This is a genomic window from Sphingomonas sp. (genome assembly GCF_050725575.1).
GTDB lineage: Bacteria > Pseudomonadota > Alphaproteobacteria > Sphingomonadales > Sphingomonadaceae > Sphingomonas.
Genome location: NZ_JBOHHW010000004.1, coordinates 158,496 through 176,123 on the forward strand (window position 1 = coordinate 158,496; position 17,628 = coordinate 176,123).

Genomic DNA, 17,628 nt, shown 5'->3' on the forward strand with positions numbered 1-17,628 from the left:
AGGAAGGAAGATCATGGCTTCGACCAACAGGTTCGACGCGATTGTCATAGGATCGGGCGTCAGCGGCGGCTTCGCCGCGAAGGAGCTTACCGAAAAGGGGCTGCGCGTGCTCATGCTCGATCGCGGCTTCATGGTCGAGCATGGCGAGGGGTATCGCTATGACGGCACGCCGGCCTATGACGTGCCGGCGCGCAACATCATGCCAAAACCGCTCATCAACAGCGATTATTTCATCGCCACGCACGGTTATGTCTCGCCAAGCAATCAGGCATTTTACAACAATGACCGGCTGAATCCCTACGCGTTCGACGAGGGTGACAAATTCTACTGGATTCGTCCCGCGGCGGTCGGCGGCAAATCGATCATTTGGGGGCGGTGGTGCTTCCGCTGGAGTCCTGCCGATTTCGAGGCGAACAAGCGCGAGGGGATCGATGGCGACTGGCCGATCCGCTATGACGACGTTGCGCCGTGGTACAGCTATGTCGAGAAATATATCGGCGTGTCGGGCTCGCGCGAGAATTTGCCCTATTTGCCCGACAGCGAGTTCCAGCCACCGATGCCGATGAACGTGGCCGAAAAATGGCTCAAGCCGCGGCTCGAAGCGCAGTTTCCCGGCCGCAAATTGATCCATGCGCGGCTGTCCAATATGACCGAGGACAAACCGGACCAGAACCGCACCAAATGCCAGTTCCGCAATCAATGCAGCAATGGCTGCTCGTTCGGCGCCTATTTCTCGACTCAGGCAGTGACGTTGCCCGCCGCGCGCGCGACCGGCCGACTGACGCTGCGATCGGACGCGGTGGTCACTAATCTTGACTATGACGCGTCACGCAAGCGGGTAACCGGCGTCAGGTTCATCGACGCGAAAACCGGACAGGCGGAGACGGTCAAGGCCGATCTCGTGTTCCTCTGCGCGTCGGCAATGGCATCGACGCAGATCCTGCTCAACTCGCGGCCGGCGGGCAGCGACCGCAGCTATTTCGATGGCAGCGGAACGCTCGGGCGTTACGTGATGGATCATATCTTCCGTGTGAACATCAAGGGCGACATCCCGGGGATGGAAGAGTTCATCGAATATGGCCGCCGGCCCGGTGGTGTGTACATTCCGCGCTTTCGCAACCTCGGCGACGGCGAGGATGTCGGGTTCAAGCGTGGCTATGGCTATCAGGGCAGCGCGCGCCGCGAAGTCGCGTCGCCGGTCGGCTTCGGCGCGTCGATGAAGCATGGCATGCGCAAATATGGCGGTTGGAAATTCGAAATGGGCGCGTTCGGTGAATGCCTTCCCTACAAGGACAACCGCGTCTCGCTTCATCCGGACAAGGTCGATCGGTTTGGCGTGCCGTTGGCGCGCTTCGATGTCCGCTTCCGCGACAATGAGTTGAAGATGATGACGGACGCCCGCACTCAGGGTGAAGCCATGCTCAAGGCGGCCGGTCTGCAGAACGTCACGAGCGAAGAGAAAGAGCATGTGCCCGGTGACGCGATCCACGAAATGGGTGGCGCGCGGATGGGGGTCGATCCGCATGCGTCGGTGCTGAACCGCTGGAGCCAGGCGCATGATGCGACCAATCTGTACGTCACCGACGGCGCGCAAATGGCCTCCATCTCATGCATCAATCCATCGCTGACGTTCATGGCCATGACCGCCAGAGCAGTCGACCATGCGGTCAAACGAATAAAGGCCGGGTGAGTCCCGAGAAGCATCGTTGGTCAGGCGTCGGAAGATAAGGAGCGGCCGATGATCGGAAGCAAGTCCGGGTCTGAGCTCGGTCCGACGATAGTGTCGCGCACCGACGGAGTGGCGGCCGGCATCACCCGGCGAGCGTGGTTGGGCGGTGCGGCGGCGCTGGCGATGCCGGGTGTGGCCAGCGCGCGGCGACGCTCCGCGCCAAGCGACCGCGTGAACCTGGCCGTGATCGGCGCGGGCGGCATGGGCGCTGCCAATATGATGCGGCTGACCAGCCAGAACATCGTCGCTGCCGCCGATCCCGATTTCGACCATGTCGCCAGATCATTCATCGATCGTCAGGGCGCAACGATCCCGCTGCGCGCGCCGCTGCGCGAGGCTTATGATCGCGCCACGCGCTATGCCGATTATCGCCGGATGTTCGACAAGCAGCGTGATCTCGACGCGGTGCTGATCGCGACGCCCGATCATCATCATGCCATCGCCGCGAAAATGGCGATGGAGCGCGGCCTCCATGTCTATGTGCAGAAACCGCTGACCTATACCGTGCGTGAGGGGCGGCTGCTTGGAGATCTGGCCAGACGCAATCCGAAGCTGATCACCCAGATGGGCAATCAGGGTCATTCGGGTCATGATGGCCGCCGGGTGGTGGAAATCGTGCGCGGTGGCGCGATCGGACGCGTGCGTGAAGTCCATGCCTGGACCAATCGTCCGGTATGGCCGCAGGGTATCGCGCGGCCGGCGCCCGTCGCCAAGCCCGCAAGCCTCGACTGGGACGTGTGGCTCGGTCCGGCGACGGTGAATTGGGGCTACAACCCGGATTATGCGCATTTCAACTGGCGCGGCTGGGTCCCGTTCGGCGTGGGCGCGCTGGGCGATATGGGCGCGCATCTGCTCGATTTTCCGCTCTGGGCCCTGTCGCCCGGGCTGCCGACCCGGATCGAAAGCCGCCATTCGATCTGGGGCGGTGACACCGATTTATGGGACGGCCGCGCACCCGCCGAACTCGGCAGCTATCCGCTCGCCGGTGTCACCTATTACGAATTCGGCGATGCGCCGGGCGGGCCAGTGCGGCTCACCTGGTATGACGGGGGATTGATGCCGCCAACGCCGCCCGGGTTGCCGGCGGGCGTCGCCATGAGCCCGGATGGCGGCGTGCTCTATATCGGCGACAAGGGTATGTTGATGCACGAGACATATGGCGAGAAGCCGGTGCTGATCGGGGAGGGGGTGGCGGAGCGCGCGGCCACCGTGCCGCAGACCTTGCTGCGCGTCGCCGGCGGGCGCGATGGTCACGAGATGAACTGGATTTCGGCGATCCGCGGCGAGGCGCCGATCTCGTCGCCCTTTGCCGAGGCGGTGACGCTGAATGAGACGATGCTGCTCGGTATGGTCGCGATGCGCGCCGGCCAGCCGATCCGCTATGACGGACGCGCCGGGCGGATCACCGATGTGACCGATGCCAACCGATTCCTCGAACGCGATTACCGCCAAGGATGGACGCCATGAAGATGCTTATCGCCGCCGCGATGCTGCTGGCCGCTCAGGACCAGCCCGGGCCCCGGCCGGAGGATACCGAGGTATGGAAGCCGGAACCTCCGGTCGTGACGGTCGGCGCCTATGCGGCCACGCCGCCGCCTTCCGATGCGGTCGTACTGTTCGACGGTCGCGATCTGTCGCAATGGGCCGCGGTGAAAGACGGCGCGCCGGCACGCTGGGTGGTCAGTGACGGTGTGGTTACCGTCGCCAAAGGCACCGGCAATATCCAGACGCGGCGGCGTTTCGGCAGCTATCAGCTGCATATCGAATGGCGTATTCCCGCAGGCATCACCGGAGAAGGCCAGAAGCGCGGCAATAGCGGCGTGTTCCTCGCCTCGACCGGAGACGGCGATGCGGGGTATGAATTGCAGATCCTCGACAGCTATCGAAACTCGACATACGTCAACGGCCAGGCCGGCAGCATCTACAAACAGTTTGCCCCGCTTGCCAATCCGATGCGACCGCCCGGCGAATGGCAGAGCTACGACATTGCCTGGACCGCGCCGATTTTTGACGCCGCCGGCCGCGTCACCCGGCCGGCGATGGTCACCGTCATGCTCAACGGGGTGCTCGTGCAGAACAACACGGTGCTCAAAGGGCCGACGCAATATATCGGTCAGCCCAGCTACAAGCCGCACGGCCCGGCCCCGATCAAACTCCAGGATCATGGCGATCCAAGCGCGCCCATCAGCTTCCGCAACATCTGGCTGCGAGAGCTCAAATAGCGAGAATGCCGGGATCGGCTTCACGTCCGGAAAGAAAATGGGCAGATGGCTGGGCGCACGGAGCAAGGATGACGGTGGACATGGTAAGCGGGAATGGCGGCTTCCTCGATCGGGCCCGAACCGTCGCGCGTCCGGGCTTCAATCGCTGGCTGGTGCCACCCTGCGCGCTCGCGATTCATCTCTGCATCGGCATGGCCTATGGGTTCAGCGTGTTCTGGCTGCCGCTCTCGCGCGCGATCGGGATCAAGGAAGCCATAGCCTGCCAGGGCATGACTCTGGTCGATGCGCTCACCACGACCCGCTGCGACTGGCGGGTCAGCGATCTGGTATGGACCTACACATTCTTCTTCGTCGTGCTTGGCGCTGCCGCCGCGATCTGGGGCGGTTGGCTTGAACGCGCCGGGCCGCGCCGCGCCGGCGTTGTCGCGGCGTGCTGCTGGTGTGGCGGCATGGCAATCGGCGCCATCGGCATTGCAATCCATCAACTCTGGCTGATCTGGCTGGGGTCCGGCCTGATCGGCGGTATCGGCCTTGGCCTGGGATATATCTCGCCGGTCTCCACGCTGATCAAATGGTTTCCCGATCGGCGCGGTATGGCCACCGGCATGGCGATCATGGGCTTTGGTGGCGGCGCGATGATCGGCAGCCCGCTCGCCGACTGGCTGATGCGACAGTTCGCCACACCGCAATCAGTCGGCGTCTGGCAAACCTTTCTCGTGATGGCGGCCGGCTATTTCGTTTTCATGATGGCAGGCGCGCTCGGCTATCGCGTACCGGCCGATGGATGGTCGCCCGCCGGGTGGACTCCGCCAGCCGAAGGCAGGGCGGCGATCAGCCGGTTCCACGTCCACCTCAAGGATGCGCACAAGACCCCGCAATTCTGGCTGATCTGGCTGGTGCTCCTGCTGAACGTCTCGGCGTCGATCGGCATCATCGGCATCGCCTCGCCAATGCTGCAGGAGATTTTCGGTGGGCGGCTGATCGACGCGCCCGGCGTCCTCTTCACGGCGTTCGATGACGAACAGAAGAAGGCGGCGGCGGCCGTGGGCGCGGGCTTTGTCGGCGCGATCAGCCTGTTCAACATCGGCGGCCGTTTCCTATGGGCATCGACCTCGGACCGGTTTGGCCGCAAGCCGATTTTTGCCGCCCTGACCGCGCTTGGCCTGCTGCTTTACGGTTTCGCTGCGCCCGCACTGGTCGGCGGCAGTATCGGCCTGTTCATCTTTACCTTCTGCGTGATCGCGTCGATGTATGGCGGCGGCTTCGCAACGGTGCCGGCCTATCTGGCGGATATTTTCGGCACACGTTTTGTCGGTGCGATTCATGGCCGCCTGCTGACCGCCTGGTCGACGGCTGGTGTTCTGGGGCCGCTTCTCGTCGCCTATCTGCGCGACGCGCGCATCGCGCAGGGCGTTGCGCGCGACCAGATCTATCAGCCGATCTACTGGATGCTCGCGGCGATGCTGGCGGTCGCTTTCCTGGCCAATCTGGCGGTGACGCCGGTGCATGCGCGCTTCCATATGATGTCGGAGGATGAACTCGCGCCCGTCACCGATACCCTTGCCGGGTCGGCAAACGAGGCGGTGACGAGCGGCGGCGGATTAAGCCCCAAAATACTCGCTGCCTGGGCCGCCGTTTGCATCCCGATCGCCTGGGGCGTCTACCAAACGCTGATCAAGGCGGCCGTGCTGTTCAAATGAAGCGCCGGCCTGGCGAGGAAATGCTCAATCGTCCCGGCGCACCTACCTGATCGGGCAGGTGCCGTTGCCGCCTCCGAGTTCCTATCTCCCTCCCACAGGAGATCAGACCATGGCCAGCCAATCATCGCCTTTCGCCGACCTCTCGTCCGCATTCGCCGACGCGGTCGCCACGACTTCGCCCCATATCGTCGAGGTACAGTCGCACCGCTCGCTCGCCAGCGGCTTCTTCTGGCGTGAGGGACTTGTCGTCACCCCGGATGAGACCCTCGCCGAAGACGGCAAGATCGAGGTCGAACTGGCGGACGGCACCGTGCTCGACGCGGCGCTGGTGGGACGGGATCCGGCGACTGACATCGCCTTGCTCCGCGTCGCAGGCGCCACGGCGCAAGCGGTCGCATTCGGATCGGATCCGGTCCGCGCCGGCGCGTTGACCCTGATCGTGGCCGCGGCCGAAAGCGCGCCGCTGGTCGCCTTCGGCATGATCGCGGCGGCCGGCCCGTCCTGGCAGTCGATGCGGGGCGGCACAATCGATGCGCGGATCGAGATCGACGGCCGGCTGCGCCATCGGGCGGAAGGTGGGCTGGCGATCGGCGGCGGCGGCGAGGCGTTTGGCATGGCAGTGCGGGGACCGCGTGGGCGGACGCTGATCATCCCCGCCGCCACGATCGATCGGGTCGCTGGCCAACTCGCCGACCATGGTCGCGTTCCCGTCGCCTATATCGGCGCCGGGCTGAGGGACGTGCCGTTGGAGGATGGCACCAACGCCGCCATGGTCATGACGATCGATCGGCAGGGTCCCGCTGCTGCGGCTGGCCTGCAACAGGGCGATATCATCCTGTCCTGGGCGGGCAAACGCATGGCCCATGTCGGTGCGCTGCTCCACACGCTCCGGGCGACGCCGGTCGGCTCGATCGTGACGCTCGGCGTGCAACGCGGCGGCGCGCCGGTCGAGCTCGACATCACGATCGGCGACAGGCCGGCGAGATGAGCGGTCCTGATCCGGCCCCTGACCCGGCCCCTGACCTTGCGATCAGGATCCAGATTGCCGAGCCTGCACTGACTGCGCGCCTCGCTGCGCTGTTCGGACAGGTGCCGGGGCTGCGGATCGCGGCGCCCGGTGAACCGGGCGATCTGGTCCTGAGCGTACCGGACATCGCCGATGGCGGATTCGAGCAGCCGCTCACCCCGCGCGAGCGCGATGTGATCGCACTTCTCGCCGAGGGATTGTCCAACAAGGAGATCGGGTGCCGTCTCGGCATTTCGCCCGACACCGCCAAATTCCATGTCGGCCGCGTGATCGACAAGCTGGACGCGACCGGGCGCACTGACGCGGTCGCTCATGCCGCGCGGCGCGGGATCATTCATCTCTAGCATCGGCCATAGGCGCTTCCCGGTCATGAGAAAGAGCAAGGCAAGAGCGCCTGACCGGCATCTCGCCCAGCCGTCACAATGCCGCATCACGCTGCGCTGTTGAATCGTCCTTGGGCAGATCAGCTCAACTCGGCAAGGCTCCGGCAGGTCGCCGTCGCCGCACGATCGTCTGGGTGTTGGTGTATTCGAGCAATCCCTCCAGCCCGCCTTCAACGCCAACGCCGGACTGCTTCATGCCCCCGAAGGCAGCGAAGGGCGTCAGATGCTGGGTTTCGTTGACCCACACGGTGCCGCTGGCGATGCGCTCGGCGACGGCAAAGGCGCGGTCCTCATCGACCCCCCAGACCGATCCGCCGAGCCCATAATCGCTGGCGTTCGCCCGGGCGATCACATCGTCCAGATCGTCGAACTTGATCAGCGGCAGGACCGGCCCGAACTGCTCCTCCTGCACGATGCGGCTGTCTTCGGGCGGATTGTCGATGATCGTCACCGGGATGAAATAGCCGGGGACATTGGCCGCGTCGCCGCCGAGCAGGAAGGTATAGCCCTTGTCGCGGGCATCCTGGATCAGCTCAAGCACGCGGTCATATTGCGGCTTGTTGTTGATCGGCCCGATCTGCGTACCCTGCTCGGCGCCATCGCCGATCTTTACCGTCCTGGCATAGGTGACCAGCGCCGCCTTGAGCGGTTCATAAATGTCGGCATGGACGTACATCCGCTTGGTCGCGATGCAGATCTGCCCATTGTTGCGGAACGCTGCCCAGAACAGCTCCTCGGCGATCGCCTCGACATCCACATCGGGCATGACGATCGCCGGATCATTGCCGCCGAGTTCAAGCGTGACGCGCTTCAATGTCGCCGATGCGCTTTGCATCACGCGCCGGCCGGTCGCGGTGGAGCCGGTGAAGCTGACCTTGTCGATGCCGGGATGCTCGGTCATCCAGGGGCCGAGCGCGTCGCCGCCGGTGACGATATTGAGTACCCCGGGCGGCAGGATCGCGGCGGCCAGCTCGCCGAATTTGAGCGTGGTCAGCGGCGTAAAGGGCGATGGCTTCAGCACCATGGTGTTGCCGGCGAGCAGCGCCGGGCCGACCTTGAACATCGCCAGGATCATCGGGAAATTCCACGGCGCGATCGCGCCGACCACGCCGATCGGCACATGGCGGGTTTCGCTGTAGCGCTCCGCGCTGTCCTCATTGACCATCACGGGCAGCTCGAGCGTCGCGGCCCCCTTCAGCCACATGCCGGCGCCGCCAATCTCCATCTCGGCATCGCCATGCGGCTTGCCCTGCTCCGCGGTCAGCAGGCGCTTCAGCCCATCGATATTGGCAAGGACTGCATCGCCAAGCGCAGTCAGCGCGGCACGACGCTCAGCGATCGGGGTCGCGGCCCAGTCCGGGAAAGCCGTGCGGGCCGCCGCGACCGCCGCATCGAGCTGATTGCGGCTGGCGTCGGGCGCGCGCGCGATCACGGCTTCGGTCGCAGGGTTGAGCACCTCGAAGGTCGCGCCGCCGCTGACTCGTTCGCCACCGATGGTCATCGCATAATCGCTGTCGAAATTCATCGCTCGCTCTCCTGATCGGCGCCTCGCGAGATCGGAGGCTGCGCTTGCCCATCCGCCTATCAGAAGGCCCGGCATAAACGGACGGGTGCGCAAGATTTGTCAAAAAGGGCGGCAAGTCCGTGCAAAGCCCCTTGCCGTCCGGCCCGCTATCAAGGGGAAATCGAAAGAAGCCCATCAAGAGCTTCGCGGTTCAGGAGATGATGATGAAGGCCCGGACATTCGCACTGCTGCTCACCGGAGCCGCGACAATCCTTCCCGCTGCGGCATTTGCCCAGACCGCCGAGGAGGTCCCCGCGACGGTGGCTGAGCCTGCCGATGCGCAGGCCGCCGCTGACCCGGGCGATATCATCGTCACCGCGCAGCGCCGCGAACAGTCGATTCTGACCGTGCCGATCGCGATCTCCGCGGTCAGCGGCGATGCGCTGGCCACCAAGGGTATTGCCAATTCCGCCGATCTCGCCAGCGCGGTGCCCAATCTGCAGGTCAGCAGCCCTTATGGCTCGACCCAGCCGAATTTCTCGCTGCGCGGCATCAGCGTCGCCAACGAATATAATTCCAACCAGGCGTCGCCGATCGGCGTGTATATCGACGACATCTATCTCGCGAGCCGGACCTCGCACGGCATGGGCCTGTTCGACCTTGACCGGGTCGAGGTGCTGCGCGGCCCGCAAGGCACCTTGTTCGGGCGCAACACCACCGGTGGCGCGATCAACTTCATCACCAAGGCGCCGACGCTTGAGGGCAATGAAGGCTATGCCGAGGCGGGTTTCGGCAATTTCAACACTTATACCGCGCGGGCGGCGATCGAAACGACGATGGTCGACGACCAGCTCGGCCTGCGTGTCTCGGGCAATTATGTGAAGGGCGACGGGCAGATCGAGAATGTCGCCCCCGGCGGCCGCGACGCCAATTCCCAGAACACGCTGCAGGGCCGCGCGACTCTGCGCATCCGGCCCGGCAACGGTCCGCTCGACATCAAGATCAAGATCTATGGCGGGCGCGACAAGGGAACTCAGGCGGCGGTGCAGGGGCTGTTGCCGTTCCGCACCGGCCTTGGCTTCTTCCAGGTCAATGAGAACCGCATCGGCTTCAATCGCACCGAGGCGTACGGCGCGTCGGCGACCATCGCCTATGAGCTGTCGCCGTCGCTGACCTTCACGTCGATCACCTCGCGCGATGGCGGCAAACAGAATCTGCAACAGGCAGCGGACGGTTCCCCGCTCGATGTGCTCGACATCAACTGGCAGTCGAAGTTCCAGCAGTTCAGCGAGGAAGCGCGGTTCAACTACAGCAGCGAGAAGCTGAAGCTGGTCGCGGGCGGATTCTATGGCTGGGATCGCACCATCACCGACAATACCTTCAACATCGGCGGCGCGCTCGGCCCCGGCGTCAATGGCGGCTTCTTCCAGCATTACCGCCAGGTGCGCCGCTCCTATGCGGTGTTCGCTCAGGGCGATTACAGTCTGACCGACAAGCTCGTGCTGACGCTTGGCGCGCGTTACACGCAGGACCGCGCCAAATATGACGACGGCTATGCCTATCTCTTCGCTGGCAATGTCGGCGGACCGCAGCTTCCGCTGGCGACCACGGTTCCGTGCCTCGGCGTGGCCGGCACCTGCGCTTATGATCCCGCCGCACGCTATTCGCTGCCCGGCCGCAACAACGCGCTGACCGGCCGCGCCTCGCTGAGCTACACGTTCGATAGCGGCACCTTGGTCTATGCCAGCTATAATCGCGGCTATCGCTCCGGCGCGTTCAACGGCGGTGGTTATACCTCATCGGCCGGCATCACCTATATCAAGCCCGAGCGCGTCGATGCCTATGAGATCGGCATCAAGGGCCGCTATTTCGGCATGCTCACTCTGTCCGCCGCGGGCTTTTATTATAATTACAAGAACCAGCAGGTGCAGGACACGCGGCCCGGCCCGGTTTCCTTCCTGGTCAATGCGCCCAAGGCCGAAGTTTACGGCGCGGAAGGCGAGGCGCGGCTGCGCCTGTCGCCGGCGGTGACGCTGACCGCTGCGCTGGGTTACCTGCACTCGACCTATAAGGAGCTGACGCTGCAATCGACCGTGCTGAATGGCAATGACCTGCCGTTCGCGCCACGCTTCACGGCACAGGCCGGGGTCGATCTGTCATTGTTCAAATCCGGGTCCGACGGGCTGACCATCTCGCCCAGTGTCGCCTATTTCTCGCGGCAATATTTCTCGCCCTTCAACGAGAAGGACGCCCCCGGCACGGGCCAGGTGAACAGCGAATTGCAGCAGGGCGCCTATGCCAAGGTCAATCTGACAGCCGCCTACACGATCGACCGCTTCACCTTCAAAGCGTTCGCCACCAACCTGTTCAATGAAAAGACCTATGCCTATGGGCTGGACCTGCGCGGCGCCGGTTTCCCGTACAACTTCCTCGTACCCTCCACGCCGCGCACCTATGGCGGATCGATCCGGGTGGCGTTCTAGGACATGGCGACGATCATCGCGCCCGACCTGAAGGACCCGTCGCTCTACGAAGCCGGCGTACCGTGGGACGCATTCGAGGAACTGCGCCGCAGCGATCCGGTCCATTGGAACCCGGAACGCGACGGCGCCGGCTTCTGGGCGGTGATGCGGCACGCTGATATCGTCACGGTGTCGCGCCAGCCCTTGATCTTCTCCTCCGCGCACGAGAATGGCGGGCACCGCATCTTCAACGAGAATGAGGTAGGGCTGACCGGTGCGGGTGAATCCGCCATCGGCATCCCGTTCATTTCCCGCGATCCGCCGATCCACACCCGTTACCGCAAATTCGTCATGCCGGCGCTGTCGCCGGTGCGGCTCGGCGATATTGAGGCGCGCATCCGCGCACGGGTCGAGGCGCTGGTCGATGCGATCCCGCTCAACGAGACGATCGATCTGGTGCCGGCACTATCGGCGCCGCTGCCGCTGATGACTCTCGCCGAACTGCTCGGCGTGTCGATCGACATCTGGCCGAAGCTGTATGACTGGACCAACGCTTTTGTCGGAGAGGACGACCCTGAATTCAGGCAAAGTCCCGAGGCGATGGGGGCGACGCTCGCGGAATTCTTCGCGTTCAGCCAGGAATTGTTCGACGCGCGGCGTGCCGATCCGACTGACGATATCGCCTCGCTGCTCGCCAATGCCGAGATTGACGGCGTGCCGGTGCCATTCCGCGATTTCGTCGGCAATCTCATCCTGGTCCTGGTCGGCGGCAATGAGACGACCCGCAATTCACTCAGCCACAGCGTCGCGGCCTTTTCGCAAAACCCGGATCAATGGGACATGCTGCGCGCCGATCGCGCGCTGCTGAAGACCGGGGCGGTCGAAATGGTGCGCCATGCCAGCCCGGTGATGCACATGCGGCGCACCGCGACCGAGGACACCATGCTGGGCGGGCAGGCGATCGCCAAAGGCGACAAGGTCGTGCTCTGGTATATCTCGGGCAATCGCGACGCGGCGGTCTATGACCAGCCGGACCGGTTCGATGTGGCGCGCAAAGGCGTCCAGCATGTCGGCTTCGGCGCCGGCCAGCATGTCTGTGTCGGATCGCGCCTGGCCGAAATGCAGCTCAGGGTGGCCTTCGACATTCTGACGGATCATGTTACGCGTTTCGAGGTGCAAGCACCGCCGCGACGATTCCGGTCGAACTTCATCAACGGCCTCAAGAATCTTGACGTCACGCTGCGGGCTGGCTGAAGGAGGGCTTGATGAACAGCGCTGAGGTCTGGACCAACGAAGCGATCATCTCCGACGTGCTCGGCCGCGCCGCCGATCTCCAGATCGGCTCTGGCAAGGATGGCTGGGGCTTGTCGCGCTGGCGCCAGTTCGTCGGCAGCTATGACCTGCCGGCGCTGCCCGATCCGATCTTCGTCGTCCATATCGCCGGCAAGCCAAAGGTGCGTACCTGGGAGCGCGATGGCTGGAGCGAGACGAGTTCCATTCCCGGCTGCGCCACGATCGTCCCGGCCGGACGCCCGACCCGGTGGCTGGTCGATGGCGAGCTTGATGTCGTGACGCTGACGCTCTCTTCGAAGGAATTGCAGGGCGCACCGGCGCGCGATCAGTTCCAGCGCATGCGCTTCGCCTTTACCGATCCGCTCGGCGTCGCACTGACCCGACAAGTGCTCGGCGAACTCTATGCGCCGCAGACCGACGAGCGCACCGTCTATGTCGGTGCGCTGGTCAATGCGCTGAAGGCGCACATGCTGCGCGGGCCGATGGCAGCACCGGGCGCGGCATTCCCGACCTCGGACTTTTCCGCCTATCGCATTCACCACATCATGAATGCGATCCTGTCGCATCCCGAGGCCGATCACAGCCTTGAGGCGATGGCCGCCGATGCCGGACTGACGCCGTCGCATTTCTGCCGTGTGTTCAAAAAGGCGACCGGCATCACCCCGCATCAATATGTGATGAAGGCACGGCTCGACCGCGCGCAGGAACTGCTGGGATCGTCCGACCTGTCGATCGCCGCCGTTGCGGAATCGCTAGGCTTCACCAGCCAGAGCCATTTCACTCGCGCATTCCGGCAATATGCCGGCCAGACCCCGAGCGGCTGGCGCACCACTATTCAATAGAGCCGGAGATCCTGATGGAGACGATTGCCGCGGTCGCCCGCGAACCACGCGGTGCGTTCACCATCGAGACGGTCGAGATCGAAGCGCCGCGCGCGGGCGAGGTGCGTGTCAGGATCGCCGGGGTCGGCCTGTGTCATACCGATCTCATCTTCCGCGATCAGTTCGCGCCCTATCCGCTCCCTGCCGTGCTTGGCCATGAAGGCGCCGGGACGATCGAGGCGGTTGGCGAGGGCGTTGACGGCCTTGCGGTCGGCGACCGCGTCGTGCTCGGCTTTTCCAGCTGCGGGCAGTGCGCGCGCTGCGACGAAGGACTGCCGAGCTATTGCCGCGACTTCCCGCCGCTGAACTATGCCGGGATGCGCCTCGAAGACGGGTCGAAAGCATTGTCGGCGAACGGCGAGGCGATCTCTTCGCATTTTTTCGGGCAATCGTCATTCGCCGCCCATGCGATCGTCCGGGCGCACAACGTCGTCCGGGTCGATCAGGCCTCGGCCCCGCTCGACATTCTCGGCCCGCTCGGCTGCGGCTTTCAGACCGGGGCTGGCGGCGTCATGCGCTCGATGGCGTGCCCGGCCGGGTCGTCGATCGTCATTCTCGGCGGCGGCCCGGTCGGGCTGGCCGCGGTGATGGGCGCGGCGATCCAGCGCTGTGCGACGATCATCCTGGTCGAGCCGGTGGCTGCGCGCCGCGTGCTTGGCGAGGAACTCGGCGCCACGCACAGCATCGATCCGCTGGCCGGCGATGTCACCGCAGCGATCCGGGCGATTCTGCCCGACGGCGCTGACTTCGCATTCGACACCAGCGGCCGGGTCGAGGCGATCCAGGCGGCATTGGTGGCGCTGACGCCGCGCGGCATGCTTGGACTGGTCGGCGTGCCGGCGAAGGCGGAGGATGCGCTGACCATCAACATTGCCGGCATGATCACCTTCGGCCAGCGAGTCATTGGCATCATGGAGGGCGACAGCGATCCGCAGGCCTTCATTCCAGAGCTGATCGCGCACCATGCCGCCGGCCGCTTCCCGTTCGACCGGCTGGTTCAGACCTTCCCGCTGGCTGAGATCAACGCAGCGATTGCGGCGCAGGCGCGAGGCGATTGCGTCAAGGTGGTGCTCATCCCCTGACCGCTGCCGCAGCGGATGCGCAAGAAATGTTGAAAAGGATGCGCCGGCTGGACAAAGCCGGGCCGCCGCTGTTGGGATATGGCGATATAAAAGGGAGAAGCTGAATGGATATCCAGGGCGTGGCAGCCATCGTCACCGGCGGAGCATCGGGATTAGGCGGGGGCACGGCCAAACGGCTCTCCGATGCGGGTGCCAAGGTCACGATCTTCGACCTGAACGCTGATCTCGGCACATCACATGCCGCGTCGATCGGCGGCCGTTTCGCTCATGTCGATGTGACCGATGAGGACGCGGTCGCGCGTGCGATCGCCGACGCGGAAGCGGTCAATGGCAAGGCCCGGATCCTGGTCAATTGCGCTGGCATTGGTCCACCCGCCAAGGTGATCGACCGCGACGGCAATCCGCTGCCGCTCGACGCGTTCGGCCGGATCATCCGGATCAATCTGCTGGGGACATTCAATGTGCTCGCCAGGTTTGCGGCGGCGCTTCACCACGCCGAGCCGATCGGTGAGGAGCGCGGCGTGATCGTCAACACCGCGTCGGTCGCGGCCTATGACGGGCAGATCGGCCAGGCCGCCTATGCCGCGTCGAAGGGCGGCGTGGTCGGCATGACGCTGCCGATCGCGCGCGAGCTGGCGCGTTACGGCATCCGTGTCATGACCATTGCGCCGGGCATTTTCTGGACGCCGCTGCTCGCCTCGCTGCCGCAGGAGGCACAGGACAGCCTTGGCGCGCAGGTGCCATTTCCGAGCCGGCTCGGCCAGCCCGACGAATATGCCCGGCTGGTCGAGGCGATCGTCACCAATCCGATGCTCAACGGCGAGACGATCCGCATCGACGGCGCGATCCGGATGGCGCCGCGATGAGCGCGGGGGCCGGTGCCGCGCGGACCGCGGAGATTGCCGCGCGCGTCGAGGCTTTCGTCCGCGAGACGGTCGCGCCGTATGAAAAGGATCCGCGCCGCGACCATCATGGTGCGCCGACCGACGCGCTTGTGGCCGAATTGAAGGGCAAGGCGCGCGACGCCGGCGTGCTGACGCCGCATATCCTGCCCGATGGCGGTCATTTGACTCAGCGCGAGACCGCGCTGGTGCTGCGCATGACCGGCCTGTCGCCGCTGGGTCCGCTCGCCTGCAACACCGGCGCGCCCGATGAGGGCAATATGTATCTGCTCGGCAAGGTCGGCAGCGACGATATCAGGCGGCGTTTCCTCCAGCCGATGATCGAGGGGCGCGCGCGCTCCGCCTTCTTCATGACCGAACCGGCGAGCGAAGGCGGGGCGGGATCCGACCCGTCGATGATGAAGACCAGCGCGCGGCTCGACGGCAATCACTGGGTGGTCAATGGCCGCAAGGCCTTCATCACCGGTGCCGCCGGCGCGCAGATCGGCATCGTCATGGCCAAGGCGGACGAGGGCGCCTGCATGTTCCTGGTCGATCTGCCCGATCCGGCGATCCGCATCGAGCGCGTGCCCAATACGATCGACAGCTCGATGCCCGGCGGGCACGCGGTGGTCGCGATCGACAATCTGCGCATTCCCGCCGACCAGATGCTTGGCCGGGCGGGGGAGGGGTTTCAATATGCCCAGGTCCGGCTCAGCCCGGCGCGCCTGTCGCATTGCATGCGCTGGCTCGGCGCCTGCATCCGCGCCAACGAGATCGCGACCGATTACGCCAATCGCCGCATGGCGTTCGGCAAGCCGCTGATCGATCATGAAGGCGTCGGCTTCATGCTGGCGGAAAATCTGATCGACCTGAAACAGGCCGAGCTGATGATCGACTGGTGCGCGGATGTGCTCGATACAGGGGCGCTCGGCACGGCGGAAAGCTCAATGGCCAAGGTCGCGGTGTCGGAGGCGCTGATGCGCATCGCCGACCGCTGCGTCCAGGTGATGGGCGGCACCGGGGTGACCGACGACACGATCGTCGAGCAGATATTCCGCGAGATCCGCGCCTTCCGTATCTATGACGGCCCGACCGAAGTGCACAAATGGAGTCTCGCCAAGAAGATCAAGCGCGACTGGAAGGCGGCCCGGGCGTGACCGCGCTGGGCGACGACGCCAATGCCGGCACCACGGCGGTGCGCGACGACCATCGCTTCGACGAAGCGGCGCTGGCGGCCTGGATGACCGGGCATGTCGATGGTTTCGCCGGGCCGATGCGGGTCGAACAGTTCAAGGGCGGCCAGTCCAACCCGACCTACAAGCTGGTCACGCCGGGCCGCAACTATGTCCTGCGCCGCAAGCCGCCGGGACCGATCCTGAAGGGTGCGCATGCGGTCGAGCGCGAGGCGCAGATATTGTCGGCGCTCGGCCTTACCGACTTCCCGGTCGCTTATGTCTACGGCCTGTGCACCGATGACAGCGTGATCGGCACCTGGTTCTTCGTGATGGCGATGGTCGAAGGCCGGATCTTCTGGGATGCGACCTTTCCCGGCGTGGATCAGGCTCAGCGCGGTGCCTATTTCGATGCGATGAACGAGACGATCGCGCGGCTCCACCTGATCGATCCGTCGGCGGTCGGGCTCGACGATTATGGCCGGTCGGGCAATTATTTCGAACGCCAGATCGCGCGCTGGTCGCGGCAATATCTGGAGGATGACGCAGCCGGGCGTGACGCCGATATGGACCGGCTGATCGAGTGGCTGCCGGCCAATATCCCGCCGGGCAACGACAATGCCGTGGTGCATGGCGATTTTCGCTGCGACAATATGATCTTTCACCCGACCGAACCGCGCATCCTCGCGGTGCTCGACTGGGAATTGTCCACACTCGGCCATCCCTTGTCGGACTTTGCCTATCACGCGATCATGTACCGCATGCCGCCCGACATCGTCGCCGGCCTCGCCGGGGCGGATCTGGCCGCGCTCGGCATCCCGTCCGAGGCGGACTATGTCGCGGCCTATTGCCGCCGCACCGGGCGCGCCTCGATCCCGGCCTATGACTTCTACATCGCGTTCAACTTCTTCCGCCTCGCCGCGATCTTCCACGGCATCAAGGGGCGCGTCATCCGTGGCACCGCGGCATCCGCGCATGCCCGGGAGCGCGCCGCAAGCTTACCGCGCCTGACGAAACTGGGCCGCGATGCGATGGAAGCATGTCGCTGATCCTGTGCCTCGCGCGAGCGGAATATTGCCCGGTTTCAGTGAAATTCGGCACATCGGCGGCCCAGCTATCAGTTTCATGGATAGCAGAACCGGGTCTGCCATCAATGCTGCTTATACCAGGAATCGGGTGTAGTTCAGAGTAACTGGTTGTAATATATAATAATTATGCGATTTACCGCGATCGATGGCCTGCCTCGCTGGCCTCGCGCCGGAAATACGACACAAGGGGTGTCCCATATC

Annotated in this window: 14 protein-coding genes; 13 read left to right on the forward strand and 1 reads right to left on the reverse strand. The window is 64.7% G+C overall.

Translation table 11 applies throughout. The features are described 5' to 3' along the window. Window positions 1-13: 13 nt before the first annotated feature. From ACRECS_RS04550 to ACRECS_RS04575, 6 genes are all read left to right on the forward strand, one after another. On the forward strand, window positions 14-1,690 hold the full coding sequence (locus ACRECS_RS04550; protein ID WP_431581772.1) for a GMC family oxidoreductase: 1,677 nt from the start codon (window positions 14-16) through the stop codon (window positions 1,688-1,690). Between the two features lie 48 nt (window positions 1,691-1,738). After that, complete coding sequence (locus ACRECS_RS04555) at window positions 1,739-3,196, forward strand: Gfo/Idh/MocA family protein (protein ID WP_431581773.1); 1,458 nt, start codon at window positions 1,739-1,741, stop codon at window positions 3,194-3,196. After that, window positions 3,193-3,951 (forward strand): 3-keto-disaccharide hydrolase, encoded by a 759-nt coding sequence (locus ACRECS_RS04560; protein ID WP_431581774.1) that lies wholly within the window; start codon window positions 3,193-3,195, stop codon window positions 3,949-3,951. The genes ACRECS_RS04555 and ACRECS_RS04560 overlap by 4 nt, the downstream gene beginning before the upstream one ends. Window positions 3,952-4,019: 68 nt before the next feature. Beyond that, window positions 4,020-5,651, forward strand: a complete 1,632-nt coding sequence (locus ACRECS_RS04565; protein ID WP_431581775.1) for an OFA family MFS transporter — start codon at window positions 4,020-4,022, stop codon at window positions 5,649-5,651. A 109-nt stretch (window positions 5,652-5,760) separates the two neighbouring features. Next, window positions 5,761-6,639 carry a S1C family serine protease gene (locus ACRECS_RS04570; protein ID WP_431581776.1) on the forward strand — a complete coding sequence of 293 codons (879 nt, stop codon included), beginning with the start codon at window positions 5,761-5,763 and terminating at the stop codon, window positions 6,637-6,639. Next, window positions 6,636-7,022, forward strand: a complete 387-nt coding sequence (locus tag ACRECS_RS04575; protein WP_431581777.1) for a response regulator transcription factor — start codon at window positions 6,636-6,638, stop codon at window positions 7,020-7,022. The genes ACRECS_RS04570 and ACRECS_RS04575 overlap by 4 nt, the downstream gene beginning before the upstream one ends. Before the next feature lie 124 nt (window positions 7,023-7,146). Here ACRECS_RS04575 and ACRECS_RS04580 read toward each other — a convergent pair whose 3' ends face one another. Continuing rightward, entirely contained in the window at window positions 7,147-8,586 is a 1,440-nt protein-coding gene (locus ACRECS_RS04580; RefSeq protein ID WP_431581778.1) for an aldehyde dehydrogenase family protein, read from the reverse strand. Between the two features lie 203 nt (window positions 8,587-8,789). Between ACRECS_RS04580 and ACRECS_RS04585 the strand changes: the two genes are divergently transcribed. The 7 genes from ACRECS_RS04585 (at window position 8,790) to ACRECS_RS04615 (ending at window position 17,388) form a co-directional block, all read left to right on the forward strand. Continuing rightward, window positions 8,790-11,048, forward strand: coding sequence for a TonB-dependent receptor (locus ACRECS_RS04585; RefSeq protein WP_431581779.1), 2,259 nt, complete (start codon window positions 8,790-8,792; stop codon window positions 11,046-11,048). 3 nt (window positions 11,049-11,051) lie between these two features. Next, entirely contained in the window at window positions 11,052-12,281 is a 1,230-nt protein-coding gene (locus ACRECS_RS04590) for a cytochrome P450 (protein ID WP_431581780.1), read from the forward strand. A gap of 11 nt (window positions 12,282-12,292) precedes the next feature. After that, entirely contained in the window at window positions 12,293-13,162 is an 870-nt protein-coding gene (locus ACRECS_RS04595; protein ID WP_431581781.1) for a helix-turn-helix domain-containing protein, read from the forward strand. A gap of 14 nt (window positions 13,163-13,176) precedes the next feature. Beyond that, entirely contained in the window at window positions 13,177-14,283 is a 1,107-nt protein-coding gene (locus ACRECS_RS04600) for an NAD(P)-dependent alcohol dehydrogenase (protein WP_431581782.1), read from the forward strand. 104 nt (window positions 14,284-14,387) lie between these two features. After that, window positions 14,388-15,149, forward strand: coding sequence for an SDR family NAD(P)-dependent oxidoreductase (locus ACRECS_RS04605; RefSeq protein WP_431581783.1), 762 nt, complete (start codon window positions 14,388-14,390; stop codon window positions 15,147-15,149). Further along, on the forward strand, window positions 15,146-16,324 hold the full coding sequence (locus ACRECS_RS04610; RefSeq protein WP_431581784.1) for an acyl-CoA dehydrogenase family protein: 1,179 nt from the start codon (window positions 15,146-15,148) through the stop codon (window positions 16,322-16,324). Before ACRECS_RS04605 ends, ACRECS_RS04610 begins: the two co-directional genes overlap by 4 nt. Further along, the gene (locus ACRECS_RS04615; RefSeq protein WP_431581785.1) at window positions 16,273-17,388 is read left to right on the forward strand and encodes a phosphotransferase; all 1,116 of its coding nucleotides are present in this window, start codon (window positions 16,273-16,275) and stop codon (window positions 17,386-17,388) included. The genes ACRECS_RS04610 and ACRECS_RS04615 overlap by 52 nt, the downstream gene beginning before the upstream one ends. Window positions 17,389-17,628: the final 240 nt, after the last annotated feature.

Excerpts from the sequence above, each read along its gene's own strand:
- ACRECS_RS04550 (WP_431581772.1), top strand. The coding sequence starts at position 14 with ATGGCTTCGACCAACAGGTTCGACGCGATTGTCATAGGATCGGGCGTC.
- ACRECS_RS04570 (WP_431581776.1), top strand. The coding sequence starts at position 5,761 with ATGGCCAGCCAATCATCGCCTTTCGCCGACCTCTCGTCCGCATTCGCC.
- ACRECS_RS04610 (WP_431581784.1), top strand. The coding sequence starts at position 15,146 with ATGAGCGCGGGGGCCGGTGCCGCGCGGACCGCGGAGATTGCCGCGCGC.
- ACRECS_RS04615 (WP_431581785.1), top strand. The coding sequence starts at position 16,273 with ATGGAGTCTCGCCAAGAAGATCAAGCGCGACTGGAAGGCGGCCCGGGC.
- ACRECS_RS04580 (WP_431581778.1), bottom strand. The coding sequence starts at position 8,586 with ATGAATTTCGACAGCGATTATGCGATGACCATCGGTGGCGAACGAGTC.
- ACRECS_RS04600 (WP_431581782.1), top strand. The coding sequence starts at position 13,177 with ATGGAGACGATTGCCGCGGTCGCCCGCGAACCACGCGGTGCGTTCACC.
- ACRECS_RS04590 (WP_431581780.1), top strand. The coding sequence starts at position 11,052 with ATGGCGACGATCATCGCGCCCGACCTGAAGGACCCGTCGCTCTACGAA.
- ACRECS_RS04605 (WP_431581783.1), top strand. The coding sequence starts at position 14,388 with ATGGATATCCAGGGCGTGGCAGCCATCGTCACCGGCGGAGCATCGGGA.
- ACRECS_RS04565 (WP_431581775.1), top strand. The coding sequence starts at position 4,020 with ATGACGGTGGACATGGTAAGCGGGAATGGCGGCTTCCTCGATCGGGCC.
- ACRECS_RS04595 (WP_431581781.1), top strand. The coding sequence starts at position 12,293 with ATGAACAGCGCTGAGGTCTGGACCAACGAAGCGATCATCTCCGACGTG.
- ACRECS_RS04575 (WP_431581777.1), top strand. The coding sequence starts at position 6,636 with ATGAGCGGTCCTGATCCGGCCCCTGACCCGGCCCCTGACCTTGCGATC.
- ACRECS_RS04585 (WP_431581779.1), top strand. The coding sequence starts at position 8,790 with ATGAAGGCCCGGACATTCGCACTGCTGCTCACCGGAGCCGCGACAATC.
- ACRECS_RS04555 (WP_431581773.1), top strand. The coding sequence starts at position 1,739 with ATGATCGGAAGCAAGTCCGGGTCTGAGCTCGGTCCGACGATAGTGTCG.
- ACRECS_RS04560 (WP_431581774.1), top strand. The coding sequence starts at position 3,193 with ATGAAGATGCTTATCGCCGCCGCGATGCTGCTGGCCGCTCAGGACCAG.